The organism is Pseudomonas sp. Leaf15 (assembly GCF_001421425.1).
GTDB classification, from domain to species: Bacteria; Pseudomonadota; Gammaproteobacteria; order Pseudomonadales; family Pseudomonadaceae; genus Aquipseudomonas; species Aquipseudomonas salomonii.
The window spans coordinates 325,163-345,744 of the sequence record NZ_LMKI01000034.1 but is presented as its reverse complement, the minus strand read 5'-3'; the positions used below and the strand labels follow the sequence as shown (position 1 = coordinate 345,744).

The 20,582-nt window shown below is 62.1% G+C and carries 18 protein-coding genes; 11 read left to right on the top strand and 7 right to left on the bottom strand.

The annotated features are described in order from the left end of the window. Positions 1 to 11: 11 nt before the first annotated feature. The 4 genes from ASE80_RS25240 to ASE80_RS25225 form a co-directional block, all read right to left on the bottom strand. A complete protein-coding gene (locus ASE80_RS25240) occupies positions 12 to 899 on the bottom strand; it encodes a LysR family transcriptional regulator (RefSeq protein ID WP_056861311.1) in 888 nt (295 codons plus the stop codon). Then, positions 899 to 1,819 carry a LysR family transcriptional regulator gene (locus ASE80_RS25235; RefSeq protein ID WP_056861310.1) on the bottom strand — a complete coding sequence of 307 codons (921 nt, stop codon included), beginning with the start codon at positions 1,817 to 1,819 and terminating at the stop codon, positions 899 to 901. Before ASE80_RS25235 ends, ASE80_RS25240 begins: the two co-directional genes overlap by 1 nt. 18 nt (positions 1,820 to 1,837) lie before the next feature. Next, the gene (locus tag ASE80_RS25230; RefSeq protein WP_056861309.1) at positions 1,838 to 2,470 is read right to left on the bottom strand and encodes a glutathione S-transferase family protein; all 633 of its coding nucleotides are present in this window, start codon (positions 2,468 to 2,470) and stop codon (positions 1,838 to 1,840) included. 104 nt (positions 2,471 to 2,574) lie between these two features. After that, positions 2,575 to 3,447, bottom strand: coding sequence for a LysR family transcriptional regulator (locus ASE80_RS25225; RefSeq protein ID WP_056861308.1), 873 nt, complete (start codon positions 3,445 to 3,447; stop codon positions 2,575 to 2,577). 293 nt (positions 3,448 to 3,740) lie between these two features. On the opposite strand from ASE80_RS25225, the gene ASE80_RS25220 reads away from it, so the two are divergent. Both ASE80_RS25220 and ASE80_RS25215 read left to right on the top strand, forming a co-directional pair. Then, the gene (locus ASE80_RS25220) at positions 3,741 to 4,514 is read left to right on the top strand and encodes a glucose 1-dehydrogenase (RefSeq protein WP_056861307.1); all 774 of its coding nucleotides are present in this window, start codon (positions 3,741 to 3,743) and stop codon (positions 4,512 to 4,514) included. 13 nt (positions 4,515 to 4,527) lie between these two features. Further along, entirely contained in the window at positions 4,528 to 5,574 is a 1,047-nt protein-coding gene (locus ASE80_RS25215) for an L-idonate 5-dehydrogenase (RefSeq protein ID WP_056861306.1), read from the top strand. A gap of 143 nt (positions 5,575 to 5,717) precedes the next feature. On the opposite strand, the gene ASE80_RS25210 is transcribed toward ASE80_RS25215, so the two are convergent. Next, positions 5,718 to 6,512 carry an ABC transporter permease gene (locus ASE80_RS25210; RefSeq protein WP_056861305.1) on the bottom strand — a complete coding sequence of 265 codons (795 nt, stop codon included), beginning with the start codon at positions 6,510 to 6,512 and terminating at the stop codon, positions 5,718 to 5,720. Further along, positions 6,509 to 7,192, bottom strand: coding sequence for an ABC transporter ATP-binding protein (locus ASE80_RS25205; protein WP_056861427.1), 684 nt, complete (start codon positions 7,190 to 7,192; stop codon positions 6,509 to 6,511). The genes ASE80_RS25210 and ASE80_RS25205 overlap by 4 nt, the downstream gene beginning before the upstream one ends. A gap of 174 nt (positions 7,193 to 7,366) precedes the next feature. Here ASE80_RS25205 and ASE80_RS25200 point away from each other — a divergent pair, with 174 nt between their 5' ends. Continuing rightward, on the top strand, positions 7,367 to 8,572 hold the full coding sequence (locus ASE80_RS25200; protein WP_056861304.1) for a DUF1835 domain-containing protein: 1,206 nt from the start codon (positions 7,367 to 7,369) through the stop codon (positions 8,570 to 8,572). A gap of 7 nt (positions 8,573 to 8,579) precedes the next feature. On the opposite strand, the gene ASE80_RS25195 is transcribed toward ASE80_RS25200, so the two are convergent. Beyond that, positions 8,580 to 9,101, bottom strand: a complete 522-nt coding sequence (locus ASE80_RS25195; RefSeq protein WP_056861303.1) for a hypothetical protein — start codon at positions 9,099 to 9,101, stop codon at positions 8,580 to 8,582. A 194-nt stretch (positions 9,102 to 9,295) separates the two neighbouring features. On the opposite strand from ASE80_RS25195, the gene ASE80_RS25190 reads away from it, so the two are divergent. From ASE80_RS25190 to ASE80_RS25155, 8 genes are all read left to right on the top strand, one after another. Further along, positions 9,296 to 9,979, top strand: coding sequence for a fimbrial biogenesis chaperone (locus ASE80_RS25190; RefSeq protein ID WP_305891259.1), 684 nt, complete (start codon positions 9,296 to 9,298; stop codon positions 9,977 to 9,979). A gap of 23 nt (positions 9,980 to 10,002) precedes the next feature. Then, the gene (locus ASE80_RS25185) at positions 10,003 to 10,986 is read left to right on the top strand and encodes a fimbrial protein (protein WP_026013883.1); all 984 of its coding nucleotides are present in this window, start codon (positions 10,003 to 10,005) and stop codon (positions 10,984 to 10,986) included. Between the two features lie 59 nt (positions 10,987 to 11,045). Further along, positions 11,046 to 13,844 (top strand): ATP-binding protein, encoded by a 2,799-nt coding sequence (locus tag ASE80_RS25180; protein WP_056861426.1) that lies wholly within the window; start codon positions 11,046 to 11,048, stop codon positions 13,842 to 13,844. Beyond that, a complete protein-coding gene (locus tag ASE80_RS25175; RefSeq protein ID WP_056861301.1) occupies positions 13,831 to 15,024 on the top strand; it encodes an EAL domain-containing response regulator in 1,194 nt (397 codons plus the stop codon). The genes ASE80_RS25180 and ASE80_RS25175 overlap by 14 nt, the downstream gene beginning before the upstream one ends. Positions 15,025 to 15,107: 83 nt before the next feature. After that, positions 15,108 to 18,281: a response regulator gene (locus tag ASE80_RS25170; RefSeq protein WP_056861300.1), complete on the top strand. Its 3,174-nt coding sequence runs from the start codon at positions 15,108 to 15,110 to the stop codon at positions 18,279 to 18,281. Between the two features lie 23 nt (positions 18,282 to 18,304). Further along, the gene (locus ASE80_RS25165; RefSeq protein WP_056861299.1) at positions 18,305 to 18,952 is read left to right on the top strand and encodes a response regulator; all 648 of its coding nucleotides are present in this window, start codon (positions 18,305 to 18,307) and stop codon (positions 18,950 to 18,952) included. Between the two features lie 193 nt (positions 18,953 to 19,145). Continuing rightward, entirely contained in the window at positions 19,146 to 19,748 is a 603-nt protein-coding gene (locus ASE80_RS25160) for a fimbrial protein (RefSeq protein ID WP_017139590.1), read from the top strand. Between the two features lie 75 nt (positions 19,749 to 19,823). Continuing rightward, positions 19,824 to 20,564: a fimbrial biogenesis chaperone gene (locus ASE80_RS25155; protein WP_056861298.1), complete on the top strand. Its 741-nt coding sequence runs from the start codon at positions 19,824 to 19,826 to the stop codon at positions 20,562 to 20,564. The last annotated feature ends 18 nt before the right edge of the window (positions 20,565 to 20,582 follow it).

Genomic DNA, 20,582 nt, shown 5'->3' with positions numbered 1-20,582 from the left:
TGGGCAATCCACTATTTCACCGACTGAAATGCCGGATGCTCACGCAGCGCCGCCACACAGTGGTCGACAAAACTGCGCACGCGCATCGATGCGTTGCGGCCCTCTCGGTACACCACATGCACCGGTAACGGAGGCGGTTCAAAGTCACGCAACACACGGCGCAACTCACCACTCAGCAGGTGCTGGTGAACCGGGTAACTCAAGCAACGAATCACCCCTGCACCCTGCACCGCCGCATTGATTGCACCTTGCACGGTGGTGCAGCTCAAGCGCGCACGGGCCTTGAGCTGCAAGCCTTGAAAATCCCAGGCCACCGGGTCGGCACCGGCAATCAGCCGATGCTGTTTAAGCTCACCCGGATGCCGGGGTTCGCCATGGGCGGTGAGGTAACCGGGGCTGGCACACAGGATATGCCGCACCTGCCCCACCGGCCGGGCGATCAGCGATGAGCTGGGCAATTCGCCCACCAGGACCGCCACGTCCAAGCCTTCTTCGTGCAGGTTCGGGTAATAGTCGTGGTAGCGCGCCACCAGGCGCACGTCGGGGTAACTGTCCATGTAGCTGGCCAATATCGGCGCCATCACATAACGGCTGAACAGAAACGGCAAGAACACCTGCAAGTTGCCCTGGGCCTGCACGTGCAAGCCCTTGGCCGATGCCTCGGCGGTATCGACGGCTGCCAGCAACCGTACACAGTCAGCCAGATAGGCGCTGCCTGCTGCGGTCAGGCTCACGCCGCGTGTGCTGCGTTGCAACAGCGGCACCCGCAGGCGGGCTTCCAGGCGCGCAACCGCGCGGATCAGGGTCGGCCCGGAGACCTGGGCCTGGCGCGCCGCCGAAGCCAGGCTGGGCTGATCGGCCAGCGCGGCAAACAGCTGCATGTCGCGATAGCGTTGCATCAGCCGCGCCGCTTCATCGCCGGGTTCAGAGCAGCGTCCTGCCCGAGGCGATGGGTGAGGAAATCCACAAAGGTGTGGACCTTGGCCGGCACACGGGCGCTTTTCTGGAACACCACCTGGATCGGCAGCGGTGGCGCCTCAAAAGCCTCCAGCACAACCTCCAACTCCCCCGCCGCCACCGCAGCCGCCACCTGATAAGACAGCACCCGTGTCATGCCCCAGCCGAGGCGCGCCAGGTTGATCGCCGCGTTATTCGCCGTGACCACCAGACGCGGCTCGATGGGCACCGTCAATGGCCGCCCGGCGTCGACGAAGGCCCATTCACTCACCAGTTGGCTGGATGATGAGGTGACAATCCTGGCTTCACGCAATTGCTCAGGCCGCTGCGGCCGACCGTGCTGGTCGAGGTAACCGGGCGACGCACACACCACCCGCCGCACTTCTCCGACCTTTATCGCCTGCTGCCCCGGCGCCTGCAGATGGCCGATGCGCACGGCCACGTCAACGCCTTCGTCGGTCATGTTGACCACGCGGTCGACCAGCAAGGCGTTGATATTCACCAAGGGAAAGCGATCCAGATAATCCCCCAGCACCGGCGCCACATACAGCTCGCCGAACAGCACTGGCGCGGTCACCGTCAAGTGCCCGCCGGGGATGGCATAGCTGCCCGCCGCCGCTTCCTCGGCCTCATCGAGCTCGGCGAGGATACGGCGGCAATCTTCCAGGTAACGCTGGCCGGCCTCGGTCAGGTGCAGGCTGCGGGTGGTGCGTGCCAGCAACTGCGTGCCGATACGTTGCTCCATGGCGGCAATCGCTCGGGTCACGCTGGGCGGCGAGGTGTTCAGGCGCCGCGCAGCTGCGGCGAAACCCTCTTCCTCGGCCACCGCCAGGAACACTTGCATCTCATGAAATCGATCCATCGGCACGCCTCTTGAACACTACGTTGATTGCAGACCCACGGCGCTGCGCGGCATGCCGACAAACCCCGGCAATGCCTCGATGCCGGCAAGCCAGGCCCGCACATGAGGGTAGTCGGCCAGCGAGACATTGCCTTCCGGCGCATGGGCCACGTAGGTGTAGAACGCCACATCGGCAATGCTCGGCCGCTCGCCGACCAAAAAGCGGCTTTGGCTCAGTTGCTCCTCCACCAGCTTGAGCAGCGCATGGGAACGGCTGATGGCCGTGACGGTATCGACTTCGGCACCAAACACCAGCGCCAGCCGCGCAGCAGCGGGCCCGGCGTGCAGTTGCCCGGCAGCCGCCGATAGCCAGCGCTGCACGCGAGCCTGGCCGACGGGGTCGCTCGGCAGCCATTGGCCGTGGCCATATTGGTTGGCGAGGTACAGCAGAATCGCGTTGGCGTCGGCCAACACCGTGCCGTTATCGTCTATCACCGGCACCTGGCCGAAGCGGTTGAGGTTGGCAATAAAGTCCGGCGCTTTCTGCGCGCCCTGCTTGAGGTCGACCAGGATAAATTCACTGGGCAAACCCAGCAGCGACAACATCAGCTCGACCCGGTGGGAATGGCCGGACAAGGGGAAACCATAAAGCTTGATCGCAGGCTGGGACATGAGAGGCTCCAAAGTGGTGGGGTTGACACCACGCATACTCCACCGCTGCCCGGATCGATGGAATCACCAGACTTTACAATCAAGCATTTCACCCAATGAAACAATCACTCGCCAAACAATTCCACGATCAGGTTGAACAAGGTGGTCTTCACCGCGCTGTCCAAGTCGATCCAGGCCAACCCGGTGCTGGCCTCAAACCCGCCCAATTGCAAAGGCCGCGACACACAATTGCCCGGCAACGCCCGCGCCGCCTGCTGCGGCAATACGCCGATGCCCAACCCGGCGGAGACCAGCGCGAGCATGGTAGTGAACTCGCCCAGTTCGCTGGCGATGTCCAAGGGCATGCCGACCGCCTGGATAAACTCATCGTAGAACCCCGGCGCGTAACGCCTGGCGAGGATATACACCGGCAACGCGAGCAGGTCGGCAGGCTGGATGGATTCCAGGGCCGCCAACGGGTGATCCATCGGCAGCGCAACGCAAAAACTTTCACGCAATACCGCCCGTGTCTGCACGCCGGGGTGGGCGGCCGGCAGGCGCATCAGGCCGAAATCCAGCTGGCCATTTTTTAACGCCGCTGCTTGGTCGGGGCCGGGCATGTCCTTGAGTTCCAGTTCGATACGCGGGTAACGCTGGTGCACGGCACGGATCAGTTGCGGCAGCAATTGCGGCAGCACCGATGACACAAACCCCAGGCGCACCCGGCCGATTTCACCGCGGCTGGACGCCCGCGCCGCCTCTGCCGCCCGAGCGGCCTGGTGCAAGGTGGCCTGGGCTTCAGGCAGAAACGCACGGCCCGCGTCGGTCAGTGTGACCGAGTGGCGGTTACGGTCCAGCAGGCGCACGCCCAGGCCGCTTTCCAGCACCTTGATCTGCATGCTCAACGCCGGCTGCACGATCGACAACTGCGCCGCCGCCCGGCCGAAATGCAGCTCCTGGGCGAGCACCACGAAGGCGCGCAAGTGCTTTAACTCCATTAAATTCTCTCAGCTATCAGCAATGGTTATCACAAAGAGTGATCACCCGATCACAAATGAAAATTGGACGCTGCCCAGCGCCTGGGGTGAAGTAAGCCCAATTCATACACGATATGACGGGGCGTGGCCTATAACAATCCGAACAAGGACCCCACGTATCGGCTGCTGGTCGCGCGGGTCACGATTATCGGATAGATATTGTTGATCACCCACCTCAAGGTCCATCCCTTTGTCGCCCTGGAGTTCATCATGCTGCTGTCGTTGGTAGTGTGAAGCGTTAGGAGAGGTAGCTCATGCAAAGCGTTCTAGACAACTTCCGCCTTGATGGCCGGCTGGCGCTGGTCACCGGTTCCAGTGCCGGTATCGGCCTGGCAATTGCCCGCGGCCTGGCCCAGGCCGGGGCGCAGGTGGTGCTCAACGGGCGCAACCGCAGCACCTTGCGCGATGCGGCGGCGCTGCTGGCGGCCGAAGGGTTGACGGTGCACACCCAGGCGTTTGATGTAACCGACAGCGCGGCGATCCAGGCCGCCGTGGCGGATATCGAAGCGCGCCTCGGCCCACTGGAGATTCTGGTGAACAACGCCGGCATGCAACGGCGTGGGCCGCTGGAAGACTACAGCGAACAACACTGGCGCGAGTTGATCAGCACGAACCTGGACAGCGCCTTTCTGGTTGGCCAGGCCGTGGCACGGGCGATGATCCCGCGCAAGCGTGGGCGCATTATCAATATCTGTTCGGTGCAAAGTGAGCTGGGCCGCCCCGGCATCGCGCCGTATGCGGCCAGCAAAGGCGCGTTGAAGATGCTCACCAAGGGCATGGCCATCGATTGGGGCCCCCATGGGTTGACGGTCAATGGCATTGGCCCCGGCTATTTCAAAACGGAGTTGAACGCCAACCTGGTGGCTAACCCCGAGTTCAGCGACTGGCTGATGCAACGCACGCCGAGTCGTCGTTGGGGCGACGTGGCCGAACTGGCCGGTGCCGCCGTGTTCCTTGCCAGTGACGCTGCCAGCTTCGTCAACGGCCATATTCTGTACGTCGACGGTGGTATCACCGCGTCGCTGTAAACCGGAGAACTGTATGCACGCTATCGTTTGTCACGCCTCCAAAGACCTGCGGGTCGACCCCCAGGACGAACCGCAAACCCTCGCCCCCGATCAACTGCGCGTGCGCATTGCGCGTGGCGGCATCTGCGGCTCGGACCTGCATTACTACCAGCACGGCGGCTTCGGCACCGTGCGCCTGCGCGAACCGATGGTGCTCGGCCATGAAGTGTCAGCGGTGATCGATGCCGTGGGTGCGGACGCCGGGCTGTTCAAGGTTGGCCAGCGCATCAGCGTATCGCCGTCGCGCCCGTGCGGCGGTTGCCGCTACTGCCATCAAGGCCTGCCGAATCATTGCCTGAACATGCGCTTCTACGGCAGTGCGATGCCGTTTCCGCATATTCAGGGCGCGTTTCGCCAGAGCCTGCTGATCGAGACGCATCAGGCGCATCGGCTGGCCGACCACGTGAGCCTGGCCGAAGGTGCGCTGGCCGAGCCACTGTCGGTAGGTTTGCACGCAATTCAACGTGCCGGCGCGGTGTTCGGCAAACGCGTGTTGGTGACCGGTTGCGGCCCCATCGGCAACCTGCTGATCGGCAGCCTGCGCGCCGCCGGTGCCGGTGAAATCGTCGCCGTGGACCTGTCCGCCAGCGCCCTCGCCTGCGCCGAAAAAATGGGCGCCACGCGCACTCACAACATTGCCGACGGCGCGGATGCGCTCAAGCGCTACACCGCCGAAAAAGGCTATTTCGAGGTGATGTTCGAAGTCTCCGGCAGTGCCCAGGCCTTGCGCAATGGCCTGGAATGCATCGCGCCACGGGGTGTGTTGGTGACGGTCGGACTCGGCGGCGATGTGTCGTTGCCGTTGAACCTGCTGGTCAGTCGCGAGATCGACTTGCGCGGTACTTTCCGTTTCCACAGCGAGTTTGCCCAGGCGGTGGATTTGCTCAATCGCGGGATCATCGATGTGAAACCGGTGATCTCCCACACCGTGCCGTTTGAACAGGCGGTGCAGGCGTTTGAACTGGCGGCGGACAAGACCCAGACGATGAAAGTGGTGCTGGATTTTGGTGTGACTGACTGAGCTTGATTCGCAAATGTGGGAGCTGGCTTGCCTGCGATGGCATCACCTCTGTGCACCTGATGTACCGAGGTGCCTGTATCGCAGGCAAGCCAGCTCCCACAGAAAAGCGCCATGTGAAGGACGGCCAGACCAACACCTGAAGCTCAAGCGCGTTCCTCTAGCCGATCGCGCAAGAACCGATGGCTGCTGGAAAACAACCGACGGTAGGTGAGCAGCACCGCACCTACCGTGCCCAAGGCCGAGGAGGCGGCGATCAGAAACATGATCACGATCTGGTAACGCACCGCGTCCACCGGGCTTTCGCCGGCCAGCACCTGGCCGGTCATCATGCCGGGCAGGCTGACGATGCCGACCACGGTCATCTGGTTCAGCGTCGGGATCATCCCGGCGCGCACGGCCTGGCGGATCGCCTCCTGGGCGGCTTCCCAGCGTGAACCGCCAAGCGCCAGGATCATCTCGATGCAATTGCGCCCCGAGGTCAGTTCCTGGGTCATGCGCTCAATGCCCAAGGACACACCGGTGAGGGTATTGCCGAGGATCATGCCGAGGATCGGAATCGCATACTGCGGCTCGTACCACGGGTGGATGCGGATCACCGCGAACAACCCCACCGCGGTGACCAGCCACGAACTGCCCCACACCGACAGTATGCTGTCGACCCGTTGCCCACGGTAAGTGCGGCGCCCGCGCCCCGCTGCCGAAAGCCCGGCGATCAGGGTCATCGCACACATCAGCGGCAGCACCACATACCAGTAGGCGAACTCGAACACCCAGCCCAACAGATAACCGATGGCCAGCAGCTGCACCACGGTACGCACGGCCGCCCACAACAATTGGCGGCCCAGGCCCAGACGCAGCAACAGCGACAGCGCGCCGTTGATGAGGATCAGCGAGGCGGCGATGCCCATGTCGAGCGCGGTGAGGTTTTGATAATTCATGGCTGGCCCGCTCCACTCAAAACGCCGGCGCTCATGTGCAGGTGGATATCGCTCATGCGCCGGGCCTGGTCGAGGTCGTGGGATACCCAGATATAGGCGCGGGCGTTGTCGGCGGCATACCAGGCGCTGATCAGTGCCTCGACATCGCGCGAGGACGTGGGGTCTAGAGCGGCCGTCGGTTCATCCAGCAACAGCACTTCGGGGTTCAGTTGCAAGGTGCGGATCAATGACACCACCTGGGATTCTCCGCCGGACAGGTCGCCAGCGTTTTTGCCCAGGAAGTCCGGGCTTTTACCGGCATGTTCCAGCAGCTTCGTCACCGCTTGCAGGTCGAAGCGGCGCGTGCGCAGGGTCTTGAGGCTGAAAGGAAAGCGCAGGTTGTCCTCCACCGTGCCCTCCAGCAGCGCCGGGCGTTGCGACAGGTAGCTGATGTGGCTGCGATAGTGGGGAATCTGCGCATTCGCAATCGGCTGGTGGTTCCACAGGATCTGCCCCGAAGTGGGTGCATCCAGCAACGCCAGCGCGCGCAGGAACACGCTTTTACCGGAGCCGGAGGAGCCGGTGATGGACACGCGGTCGGCGCGCTTCAGGCTGAAATCCGTGGGTTGCAGCAACGCGACTTGGCGCCGCTCGTCCCTGCGCGTGAGGGCGCGGGTTTCAATCAATACGGTGTCTGTCATCAACTCGGTACTCGGCTCGACGGCTTGCAATCCACAACTCCACTGCCTATATTTCGTGCCTGGCGCACTCCACGCCACCTTCCGCGGAAAGGGCTGCGCCCAGGATCCTGACTGAATATCACATTTCTACGACTCCCAACCTGAAAGCGGAAAAGGTTTGTGCAAGGAGATCGTATGTCGCAACGCCTCTCATCCTCGACTACCGACGGCCGCCTCAACCTTGAGCAGCAGCGCAAGCGCGCCAAGGAGCTGTTGTCGCAACTGAAAACCCTCGACCCGCTCGCCACCTTGTCCCAGGCCCAATGGCAGGTCGCCAAACAGCTGGGCTTAAGCAGTTGGCCCAAGCTCAAGGCGCATGTCGACGCCATCGACTTCGCCGCCCGCCACCCTGACTTTGCGGCCAGCGATGAAGCCCGCACCACCCACTGGCGCTGCGGCAGCGACATTGCCCACAGCCTGCAACTGGCCGGGTTCAAGGGGCAGTTGCGCATGCTCACCGATCCGTTGTGCATGGGGCCGGTGCGCGATTTGCCCAGTGAAGATTTCCGCGCGATGCGCAGTGCCTTTATCAGCCAGGCCTTTGCGCTGGACGCTGCTGAAGTCGCGCACCGCGTCGATGATGAATACAACCACCTGCAAGTCCTGGCCAGCGCCGATCACAGCGTGTTGTGGTGCGAAGCGGACGCCTATGATCAGCTGTTTCTGGTCCGCGCGCTGGCCGGTCTTGAGCGCGCGCCGAAAAAGCTCGAGCTGATCGAAGTCGACCGTATTCCGGGTGTCGAACGCTTTATCGGCATCGGCCAACTGGCGCCCGATGTCTTGGCGTGGTTATGGCCGCAGCGTCGCTTGATCGACGACGCAGCGGTGCAATTGGCCCGACAGGCCTGGGCGGCTTACTGCGACAGCTCGCCGGTCAAGCTTGCGCAATTGGCTCAAGGCAACCACCCGGCCCTGCCCCTTCTCGCCCCGGCGCTACTGCGTCAGCTACAGGAATTGCCGGGCATTGAAGATGGCTTGTCACTGACTGAACGCTTGTCGCTGCGCTACATCGCCGAGGCCGGGCCGGTACCGTTCGGCCGGGTGTTCGCCGAATTGATGGCCAAGCGTGAGCCGCTGCCGTTCCTGGGCGACATGATGTTCCATGCACTGTTGCGGCCATTGATCGACGGCCCCGGCCCATTGCTGGTCGAAACCGCAACCGAGCGCGACTGGCCGCGCCGCGAGTTGGCGTTGACGCCATTGGGGCATCGAGTGCTGGGCGGCGAGGCTTATTGGTTGGACCATGCCGGGCATGAGCGCTGGGTCGGCGGCGTGTGCCTCAAGCCTGGTCAACCGCATTGGGCACTGGCCCACGACAACCTGCCGGTGTGGCGCACCTGAGGCCGGCTCAGCGCTTGGGCGATAACCCGACGGCGCACGCCATCACTGCCGGGTCGCCCAGGTAAACGCTACGCGCAGCCGTCGTGGGTGCAGCGACCCGGCTGTCGACGGCGCGCAACATCGGTCGCTCAACCGTCGGCAGGCTATGCTGGGGGTCGACAATCTCCATGCAGCGGCGCAGCGAGTTGAAGTCCGGCGATTGCGACAGCGACAGGTGCAAGGTCTGGCTCACCGACACCGACACCACCGAGCTCAGTGCGCATTGCCCGTCGTAGATCAGCGTATGGCGAATCAATGGGTTGTCATGGCAGTACTTCAACAGGTTGACCTGCCGCGAACGCACCAGCGCCGTATTGATGATCAACAGGTCGAACGCCACGCAACCGGAGCGCGTCAACGCCTGCAATTCGTCGAACGAACTCAAGGGGGCGATGCGGTGGTAGCCCAGCTGGTTGAGCATATTCTCCAGCTTGATCCGCTGCAGCAGGTCTGCATCGGCAATCAAAAGGCGTAAGGCTTTATTGGACATAGGGTAAACCTGACAGTTGGGCATCAGCGTCGATCATTCAACGTCGAACACGGTAACTGTCGGGGCTCGAACATGCCTTTAAGGCGATTCTGAAACGGCCACTGTGCACTTTTAAGAATCGCCTCAAAGCCCTCGCACTCACCCGCCCCTACCATGCCTGCGTTCCCACACGCTGCCATGGAATTTTTGTGTTCATGTTTTTACTCAGAATGATGCTGCTGGCCGGCGGGCTGCTGGTGCTCGCGCCACCGCCGGCCAGCGCGGCGCTGAAGATCGAAGGCACACGCCTGATTTATTACGGCCAGGACAAGGCCGCCGGCATCAGTGTGGTCAACCCGGCCTCACAAGAAGTGGTGGTGCAAACCTGGATCACCGCTGAAGACGAATCGCCTGGCAACCCTGTGCCGTTTGCTGCCACCGAGCCGTTGGCGCAACTGGGCGCCGGCGAGCATCACAGGCTGCGCATCTTGTATGCCGGTGAAGGCCTGCCCGCCGATCGAGAATCGCTGTTCTGGCTCAATATCATGGAGATTCCGCTCAAATCCGCCGACCCCAACAGCGTGCAGTTTGCGATACGCCAACGGCTCAAGCTGTTCTATCGGCCACCCGCGCTCAAGGGTGGCTCGGCCGAGGCGCTGCAGCAGTTGGTGTGGAGCAGCGATGGGCACAGCGTCATCGCCCACAACCCAAGCGCATTCCACCTGTCGTTGATCAATGTGCAAACGGACACCCAGCCGCTCAGCGATTACCTGCTGCTCAAACCCCATGAGAGCAAGCGCCTGAGTACAGCGACCGCCTTGCCTACCGGGTCCACCCTTCACTTCACCGACATCAACGATATCGGTTTGCAGGCCCGCCATAGCGCGGTGCTCAAGTGATCAATCGCAGGAAACTTGCATTTATGTCGCTCACCAAACGTTTACTGCCCCTGCTGCTGTGCGGCTGCGCGGCCCTCCCCGCCACAAGCTATGCGCTGTCGTGCGTCGAAGATGGCAGCGGCGCCTATGTCGATATCAACCCGCTTGGCACCTCACTGGCGGTTGCGGCTGATGCACCGGACGGCACGATCATCTGGGAGTCGGGCCCACGCTCCACGAATGTGTTGTGCAAGGACGACCGCAATCACGGCCGCGAAGAAGTGTATTTCTACGTCAACCCGGCCAACGTCAGCATCGGCCAAGGCATCCGCGTAGGCATCCGGTACAACAACGCGCCCATCACCCAAAGCACCGGCAAGGTCGGCACCGGTTTTTACTCGGACCGCGGTTGCAACTGGTCCAATTGCACAGGCTGGGACAAGGCACGCTTTACCCTGAACTTCAGTGTATTCATCGAAAAATACGGCAAGACACCGCCCAGCGGTCAAGCCAGCACCCTGGCGCAATATCGCGTGTTCCAGCTCGACGGCGTACGCGGGCTCAACACCAACCCCAACAGCAACCTCAACTACATCGTCACCGGCATGAACGACATCCGCTTCGTGCCCTGCGCCCCGGAACTGACCATTACCCCCAGTGTGGTCAACTTCCCCACGCCCTCACGCAAAGCGCAGGTCGGCGCCGTGGCCAGCACCGCGAACTTCAACCTCAGCCTGCGCAAAGTCTGTGATACGCCCTACACCGTCAATGCACGCTTCGCCACCACCCCGGGGGGCGGCAGTGTCATCAACGGCTTGCTGGTGCCGGCCAACAACAGCTCGGTGGGTATCTCATTGTCTCGCGCCGACAGCGATCAGCGCCTGCCCTTCAATGACTGGTTTACGTTGCAGACACTGATGGGCTCCGGCCAGGCACGCAATGATTTTCGCGCCGACCTGAGCTGGCGCACCCTGCCGATTCCAGGGGCCTTTGAAGCCGCAGTGGTGGTGGACATGTTTTACAAGTAGCCGACGACTTTAAGGATCGTCTTATGCCGTTGGCATCGATATGCCACTACTCTGTGCCGATGCGATTGAAAAGTTACCTGCTCCAGATCAACCCCGTCCTCTCCCGACCCGAAGCAGCCAGAAGGCTGCTTCGTATTTTTGCGAGCGTGCTGCTGGTAGGCATCTTGAGCGGGGTCTATACCTTTCTGCTGTCGACCTTCAACAACGACATTTCCCAGCGCCGCGGCTACATGAGCAGCGCCATCGCCGAAGCCCACACCTTTTTCACCAACCGCGAGGCCCTGCTGCAAAGCTTGAGCCTGTCGGCGGTGCGCAAGCAGTCCAGGCTCTACCCCTCCTCCGCGGAAGAACAACACCTGGAACTGGGCAACACACCCGGCAACCAGTGGAGCATCTGGCTGACCGCACGCATGCGCGACTACCTCAAGGCCAAGCAGCTCAACCTGCTGTATGTGAACGCCGGCCCCAGCCCACAGGTGACGCGGCTGTATGACGCCACCCCACAGGTACTGCCGATTTCCAAGTGCATGCTCAACCGCCTCAAGGCCTTGCAGCACAACGACACGGCGACGCTCAACGAGTTGTGGCTGAGCGACAACACCGAAGGCCATTCGCACCTGTACCTCTTCAGCCGCCTCGACGAACACGACCCCGACTCCGGCTGGCTGGGCCTGGAGATGGAGAGCCGTGAAGTGTCCATCACCCTCAGCGACCAGAGTGCCGGTGAGTTCATGATGCTCAACTCCCAAGGCATGCTGGTGTTCACCAACAGCACCGACACCCAGCTCAAACAGCAACATTTGCGGCCCGGCGAAGAAAGCTTTTTCGGTTTTGTCGGCAACGGCTTGCTGCCCGACCACCTGGTGATCCGCAAACACTTGAAGTCCTCGGAATGGCAACTGATGTATTCCATCGACCTGCGTGCGGTGGTCACCGGCCTGTGGAAACAGCTGCTCGGCTCGCTGTTGTTCTGCCTGATGAGCCTGACCCTGATCTGGCTGGTGATGCGCCGCGTCGACCAGCGTTTCATTATTCCGTCGATTCATCGCATCCAGGCGTTGATCGAAAGCGAAGCCTTTGGCCGCGATGTGATCCAGATCGCGCCCGTGGCCCTTTGCGTGCTGCGCCGCACCGACGGCCAGGTGGTGCTGGAAAATACCCTGGCCCAGCAATGGCTGGGCAACGGCCCCGAGCGCGAGGCGCTGCGGGCCGGCTGGATCGAGCAAGCCTTCACCCAAGGCCCGTGCGAACGCAGTGATTACTTTGAAACCATCGACGGCCGCCACCTGTACCTGAGCAGTGCGCCCACCCGCTATAAAGGCGAAGACGTGTTGTTTTGCGCATTCAGCGATATCAGTGCGCGCAAGCAGGTCGAAGCGGCGCTGGAAGAAGCACGCCAGTCGGCGGACGCCGCCAACGCCGCCAAGACCCTGTTCCTGGCGACCATGAGCCATGAAATCCGCACGCCGCTGTATGGCGTGCTCGGCACCCTCGAACTGCTGGCGCGCACACAACTGGATGCGCAGCAAAGGGACTACTTGCATGCCATCGAAGGCTCGTCGTCGACCTTGTTGCAGCTGATCTGCGACGTGCTCGATGTGTCGAAGATCGAAGCCGGGCAGCTGGCGTTGGAAATGAGCGAGTTTTCACCGCTGGAGCTGGTGCATGAAATCATTCAGGGCTATGCCGCAGCCGCCCAGGGCAAAGGTTTGCAGCTGTATGCCTGCTTCGACCCGAAGCTGCCCGAACGGCTGATCGGCGACGTGACGCGCATCCGCCAGATTCTGAATAACCTGCTCAATAATGCGGTGAAGTTCACCGACTATGGCCGCGTGGTATTGCGGGTCAAGGTGCTGGGCCGTGACGGTGAACGCTCCAGCCTGTTGTGGCAGGTCTCGGACACCGGCAAAGGCATCGCCCAGGAAGACCAGGCGATGATTTTCGAGCCGTTTTACCAGAGTGAAGGCAACACCAATGTGGTGGCCGGCACCGGCCTGGGCCTGCCGATCTGTCAGCGCCTGACCGAGTTGATGAACGGCAACATCCGCATGGTCAGCGAACTGGGCCTGGGCAGCAGTTTCAGCCTGATCCTGCCGCTGGAAGAAGCGCCGACCACGCCGATGACCGCGCTGTTGCCCGAGACCATCTACGTGACGTCGCCGATCCCGGAACTGGCCAACTCGGTCAGCGGCTGGCTGCGCCGCTGGGGCGCCAGGGCCCAGGCCGGCCTGCCGACATTGCCGGACACCCATCTGCTGCTGCAAGTGCACCCCGGCAGCGTCGACCCGCTGCTGGCGCCCGAATGGCCGGGGCCGGTGATTCACGTGAGCAGCAATGCCTGCACCAGCGTGGAAGCCGAAGGCGGTGCCTGGCACGTCAACCTCAACCACCTGGGTGCGATTCATCAGGCCGTGAGCCAGGCGCAAGGGCTGTGGGTGGCCCGCGCCGATGAGCACACGCGCCAGCGTGACCTGAACAAACTCAACCTGCACCTGCTGGTGGCCGAAGACAACATCATCAACCAGCTGATTTTGCGTGACCAACTCGAAGAACTCGGCTGCACCGTGGAGCTGGCGGCCGATGGTCAGGAAGCGTTGCAGCTGTACACCGCCGGTAACTTCGACGTGGTGTTGACGGACGTGAACATGCCCCACATCAACGGCTATGAACTGGCGCGCGAACTGCGCCGCCAAGGCTGCCCGTTGCCGATTATCGGGGCCACCGCCAACGCCATGCGCGGCGAGGCCGACCTGTGCCTGGCCGCCGGCATGAACCATTGCCTGGTCAAACCCTTTGCGTTGCGGGCTCTATTCAACTCCCTGGCGCCTTATGCACGGATCACCCATGAAGCCCCTTAGTATTTTGATTGTTGAGGACCATCCCCTGCAGCACATCTACCTGCAGCACTTGCTCAGTGAGTTGGGGGATTTCAGGCTGGAAACCGCCGAGGACGGCAAGCAAGCGCTGGAGCATTTGCGCCAGCGCGATTTCGACCTGGTCCTGACCGACCTGCTGATGCCCGGCATGGACGGCGTGCAATTTATCCAGTGCCTGGCCAACCTGCGCTGCAAGCCGGCCCTGGCGATCATGAGCGCCGCCTCGCGGCGCATGCTGATGGCCGCCAGCCTGGTGGCGAAAAACCTCGATGTGCAAGTGATCGGGCTGATCTCCAAGCCGGTTAACGCCGACGCGTTACGCAACCTGGTCGATCAGCTCAGGAACACCGTGCGCAAACCCTCCCCCGAACTGCCCGAACACCTGGACATCGACCGCCAGACGCTGGTGCAGGCCATGAGCAGTGGCCAGCTGCAAGCCTGGTTCCAGCCAAAAAAATCCCTCGCCAACGGGCGTATCGTCGCCGCCGAAGCCCTGGTGCGCTGGTTGCACCCCGAGCAAGGCGTGATGCTGCCGGCCGCGTTCCTGCCGGCGATCAAGGCCTTCGAGCTGGAAGAACGGCTGTTGTGGCTGGTACTCAAACAGGCGATTCACGCCCAGGAGCAGTGGCGCCAGCGCGGCTATGAAATCCCGGTGGCGATCAACTTGCCCACGCACCTGCTCAACAGCCATGACCTGGCGGACCGCTTGCTGGAGTTCGTGCTGCACCACGACGGCATCCCGGGGATGATCTGCTTCGAGTTGATGGAATGCTCGGTGCCCCAGGACATCAGCAACTTCTACGCCGGCGCCTGTCGCTTGCGCATCAAAGGCTTCGGCTTGTCCCAGGATGATTTTGGCAAGGGCTACAGCTCGTACCTCAACCTGGTCTCCACACCGTTTACCGAACTGAAGATCGACCAGGCGCTGGTGCAGGGCAGCCACGACAACGAAGGCATCGCCCAGGCGCTGGCGAGCATCATCGCGCTGGGCCGCAAACTCGGCCTCACGGTGGTCGCCGAAGGCGTGGAAACGCCTCAACAATTGGCGTTGCTGCGCAAAATCGACTGCAATCAGGTGCAAGGCTTCCTGATTTCCCACGCGGTCTCTTCGGACCAATTTCAGCAGCTACTGAACAATGATGGCCCCGCGACATCTCACTAGCTGGAGGCCCCGGATTATTTGCTCTTTTACACGGAGCAAGCTGCATCCAGTGCCGATTTGTCCTGCGCCTGCGGAAACCCCTGATGAAGCACAACAACGCGATACTCGAAGCCTTTACCCGCAGTTCCGTACGCCTGAACAAAGGCCTGATGGTGCTGATCGGAATCGCGTTGCTTTTGCTCCTCACCAACTACTGGTCACTGCAACGCGGGATCGAAACCCGTTATGGCGCCACGCGCTTTCATTTTGCGCGGCTGATGGAAAACCTCAGCGAGCAGCAAACCTATCTCAAGAGCCTGACACACCCAGGCATCCAGGCCGAATTGCTGCGGGCCACCCACGTGCAGGTCAGCCTCAAGAGCCGCATGGTCGAGAACCGCCGCACGTTATACGAAGGTCAGAAGTACTCGTTTTCGGTACCGTTTGACGTCAAGTTCGATGAGCAGCAGGTCGGCGTTGCTGCCCGGCCACCGATTTTTGCCCTGGGCGCGCACCTGACCAGCTACTACAGCGCCTTCTGGTCCTCGTCACCGTACGAGGCACCGCAAACGTATCTGTTCAATCGTCAGACGAACTACACCATCACCATTCCCTCCGTGGGCTATCAGCGTCGCGAAAACACTGAAGAGACCGGCAACCAGGTGGCGCTGGTCAACGCTGTGCAGCAAACCCTCGCGCAGACGCCGCAGCCGCTGGAGCAGGATTGGGTGTACTGGAAAGCAGGGCCGGAGCCCGAACATTTGCTGGCCTACATCGGCCTGTCACTCGACGGCCAAGGCCCGTCGGTGATCGGCACCTTGCTCGACCTGTCGCAGGTGGACGATGTGCAGCGCGCGCTGGATCACTCGGCCTTTGATCGCTTCACCCTGTTTGCGCCCGACGGCAGCCGTTTGGTCGGGCCAGCCACCGAGGCGTCGCTCAGCGATGGCGTGCACTTCACGGCCAATGGCTTTGAATTCAAGATTACCCAGGCCGGCGACCAACCCTGGAGCGCGGTCTATGGCCTGAACTACTCGCACTTCTTCCACTCGGCTTTGTGGCCGCTGAGCACCCTGGCGCTGCTGCTGGTCAGCCTGATAACCCTGGGCTGGGCCGGCAGCCGCTGGTATCGGCGCCAAGTGATCACCCCGGCGCGCCTGGCCCACGAGCGCATAGCCGAAAGCGTGGCGTTCAGCCGCGTGATCATCGACACCGCGCCCACCGGTTTGTGCGTGGTGCGCCGCAGCGACGGCAAGGTCCTGATCGAAAACCAGCGCGCCCAGCAATGGCCGGGCACCGCACGCCTGGTGGCGGCCATGGCCGGTCAACATGACAGCGCCGAGAGCGGCGAAAGCCACTTGGAGATCGAAGGCCGGCACCTGCAAATCGGTTTTGTATCGACCCGCTATCAGGCCGAAAACGTGCGCCTGTATGCCTTCAACGACATTACCCGGCACATCGAAGACGCCCAGGCGCTGGAAGAGGCACGTCACGCCGCCGATACCGCCAACGAGGCCAAGACGTTGTTCCTGGCGACCATGAGCCACGAGATCCGCACGCCGCTGTATGGCGTGCTCGGCACCCTGGAACTGCTCGGCCTGACCGACCTGGACGCGCCTCAGAAAACCTACCTGCACACCATCCAGCGCTCGTCCGCCACGCTGTTCCAGCTGATCAGCGATGTGCTGGATGTGTCGAAGATCGAGTCCGGGCAAATGGCGATAGAAGCCGTGGACTTCTGCCCGCTGGACATGCTCGAAGACACCCTGCACACCTACGCCGCTTTCGCCCAGCGCAAGGGTTTGCAGCTCTACAGCTGCATCGATCCGCGCTTACCGGACTGCCTGATGGGCGACCCGATGCGCATTCGCCAGATCCTCAATAACCTGGTGAGCAACGCGATCAAGTTCACCGACATCGGGCGCGTGGTAATCCGTGCCCGGGTCATGGCGCTGGAGGCCGAGCATGTCGACCTGGAATGGCAAGTGACCGACTCCGGCGTCGGCATTCCCGAAGCACAGCAAGCCAAGCTGTTCGACCTGTTCTACCAGGCGCCGGACACCGCCAGCGAAGGCGGCGCCGGGCTGGGGTTGCCGATTTGCCGCTGGCTGGCGCAGATGATGGACGGCGAAATCCGCGTGGTCAGCGAGCCGGGGCTGGGCAGCAGCTTCACCCTGAAAATGCGCCTGCCGCTGTGCTGCGGCGCGCTGACCAATTTGCCGTTGATCGAGCCCAGCCCGACGCCGGTGTATGTGCAGGCGCCGGTGCGCGAACTGGCGCAGTCGATGAGTGACTGGCTCAATCGCCTGGGCATCGAGGCGGCGCTGGCAGCGACCACTCAGGAACCAGACAGCCGCCATGCGGTGCTGGTGGACCTGCTGCCCGGCGAGCCCGCCAAACCGTGGGCCGGCCAGCGCGTGCTGTGCCTGCCGGGCGCACACAGCCCGCCGCTGCACACGGCGCAAGGCTGGGTGGTCGACCTGCACGATGTGCGCAGCATCGCCAGCACCGTGTCCCTGGCGCAGCACGGCAAACATGAGCAACCCGCAGCGGCCCGGCCACAACTCGCCGGGCAGCTGGGGTTACGCATCCTGGTGGCCGAGGACAACCCGGTCAACCAGGCGATCATCAAGGAACAGCTCGAAGCCCTCGGCTGTTCGGTGAGCCTGGCCGCCAACGGCGAGCAGGCGCTGCAACTGTGGCAACCACAGGCCTTTGACCTGGTGCTCACCGACGTGAACATGCCGCTAATGAATGGCTATGAACTGGCCAGGACGCTGCGCGAGCATGACCCGCACCTGCCGATTATCGGCGTGACCGCCAATGCCATGCGCGAGGAAGGCGTGCGCTGCCTGGCGGTGGGCATGAAGGCCTGGATCGTCAAGCCGTTAAGCCTGCAAACCCTGCGTGGCCAGCTGATCAAGCTGTGCAAGGTCAAGCCGGCGCCGGAGCCTGCCACTGCGCCTTGCGACGACAGCGTGCGACTGTCGGACAAAATGCGCCCGCTGTTCATCAGCAGCGTGCAGCAGGACTTGCAGCGTATCGATGCCGCGCTGGTGCAACGTGATGCCCACTGCCTGGGCCAGTTGCTGCATTCGGTCGCCGGCGCCCTGGGCGCAGTCCAGGCGCTCAGCCTGGCCCAGGCATGCATCGAACTGGAAAGCGCACTTAACCGCGGCAGCCTCGACACAACGCTTGAGCTCAAGGTGAAGGCTGTGATGCAGCGTCTGTCGGCCGTTCTGGAGACTCTCCAGCCCGGGCACTCTTCACTCACTTGAACTGGCACTACGGACGGCCCTCTATGAAAAAATTCAACGTGGTAATCGCGGACGATCACCCGATCGTATTGCTGGGTGTTCGCGAGTTGGTGGAGCGCGACACACGCTTCCAGGTGGTCGGCGAGGCCGTGTGTTCGGCCGGCCTGATCGCGCTGTTGCAGCACCAGGGTGCCGACATCGTGATCACCGACTACAACATGCCGGGCGACTCACCCTACGGCGACGGGCTCAAATTGGTGGAGTACCTGAAGCGGCATTTTCCGCAGGTGCAGATCCTGATCCTGACGATGATTTCCAATCACCTGATCCTCACCCGCCTGCAAGAGCTGGGCGTGGTCGGCATCATCCAGAAAAGCCAGTTGCACACCGAGATTCAACTGGCGCTCAAGGCGATCGCCCAGCAAAGCGCCTATCGCAGCCTGGAACCGCCAAAAACCTCGGTGGTCGAGACCCTTACGGCTATTGACGAGCGCTTTACCAGTTTGTCGCCCAAAGAGTTCGAGATCCTGCGTTTATTTATTTCCGGCATGAGCGTCAGTGATATAGCTCGTCGTCAGAACCGCAGTTCAAAGACCATCAGCGCGCAAAAAATATCGGCCATGCGCAAACTTGAAGTGAGCAGCGACCAGGACCTGCTCGCTTATTGCCTGGCGCGTAATATCTTCAACTAACCCACAACTAGCAAGCCATTTAAAAAATGGCTTCGTCCTTTATTTTCAGTGCCTTACGCGCCTTACCGCCGCTCTAAACCGACTGCTTCCTGACTTATAAGAATCGTCTTATTCGCTTGCCCGCCCTCGCCGCCTATTCTCCTCTCGCAGTTCAACAACAGCATTTTTCCAACTAACACTAACGGACATCATCATGAAGAAGTTTTCCCTGGCTGTTATCGCCTCGGCCATTATCGCCGCTTCCGGCAGTGCGTTTGCCGTCGACCCGGCACCGACGCCGACCCTGGGCGGCAGCGGTAAAATCACCTTCACCGGCGTGATCAACAACGATGCCTGCTCCGTCGACGGCGCCAACTCCGACCGCACCATTTCGGTGGACATGGGCAATGTGTCGATCAAGGACATGGGCACTGCCGAAAACCCAACCGCAGGCCGTGTCACCGCCAAAGACTTCAACCTGAACGTCAACTGCAATCAGGGCACCAAAGTCGCGATGATCTTTGACGCCAACAACGGCGGTTCGGGCCTGGTCACCGGCAAAAAAGTCCTGGCCCTGAACCCGGGTTCGGCCACTGCACAGAACGTCGGTATCGCCCTGCTCGACAGCAAAGGCAGCCTGATCGACCTCAGCTCCTCCAGCACCGCGCGCATCGAAAGCACCATGCACGGCGCCGGCACTACTGGCGGCGACGCCACCCTGAGCTTCGCGGCCGCCTACGTCACCACCGCAGCCGCCGGTTCGTCCACCGCAGGTCGCGGTGATGCCACCCTGCCGTTCATCCTGCAATACGAATAACTCGGCGCCCCCGGCACCGAACGCGCGAGGCCCTGCGGCCTCGCCATTGTCTTTTGATTACACCGGATAACCCTCATGCCGCCTCGTTCTATCGCCGCATGCTTGGGGCTGCTGGGCTTGCTTATGGCTGCCCAGGCCGCCGCCAGCATTTCATTGAATGCCACCCGCATCGTGTTTGATGGCGACCACAAGGAAGCCAATATCACCGTGCGCAACGGCAACCAGGATGTGTTGATTCAATCCTGGGTCGACATGAACGACGCCAGCGCCAGCCGCGCGCCGTTTGCCGTCACACCGCCGCTGGCGCGGGTATTCGCCAAGGAACAGCAATTGCTGCGCATTCTGTACGAAGGCAAAGGCATGCCCACGGACCGAGAGTCGGTGGTGTGGCTTAACGTGCAGGAAATTCCCAAGGCCAGCGCCGCCGAGAACACCTTGCAGTTAGCTATCCGCCAGCGCATCAAGATTTTTTACCGCCCTGCCGGCCTTACCGGCAGCGCGCTGCAAGCGCCTGCGCAACTTGAGTGGACACTGGCCAAACACGGCGGCCAGAACCTGTTGCAGGTGAAAAACCCGACGCTGTACCACGTGTCCATGGCCGACATAAAAGTGCAGTCGGTGCTGGCCAGCGATTCCACCATGATCGCGCCTGGCGAGCAAAAACAGTTCCCGCTGAGCGCGGCAATTACCAACGGCCCGGTGCAGCTGTCGTTTTCCAGCATCAATGACTATGGCGCGCAAAACCACTACAGCGCGCCCCTGTCCAGCGGCGCTGCGCTACCTGCGCACGCGACTGAATCGCGCCTGAAACCCTAAGCACTTTCGCCTACCTAC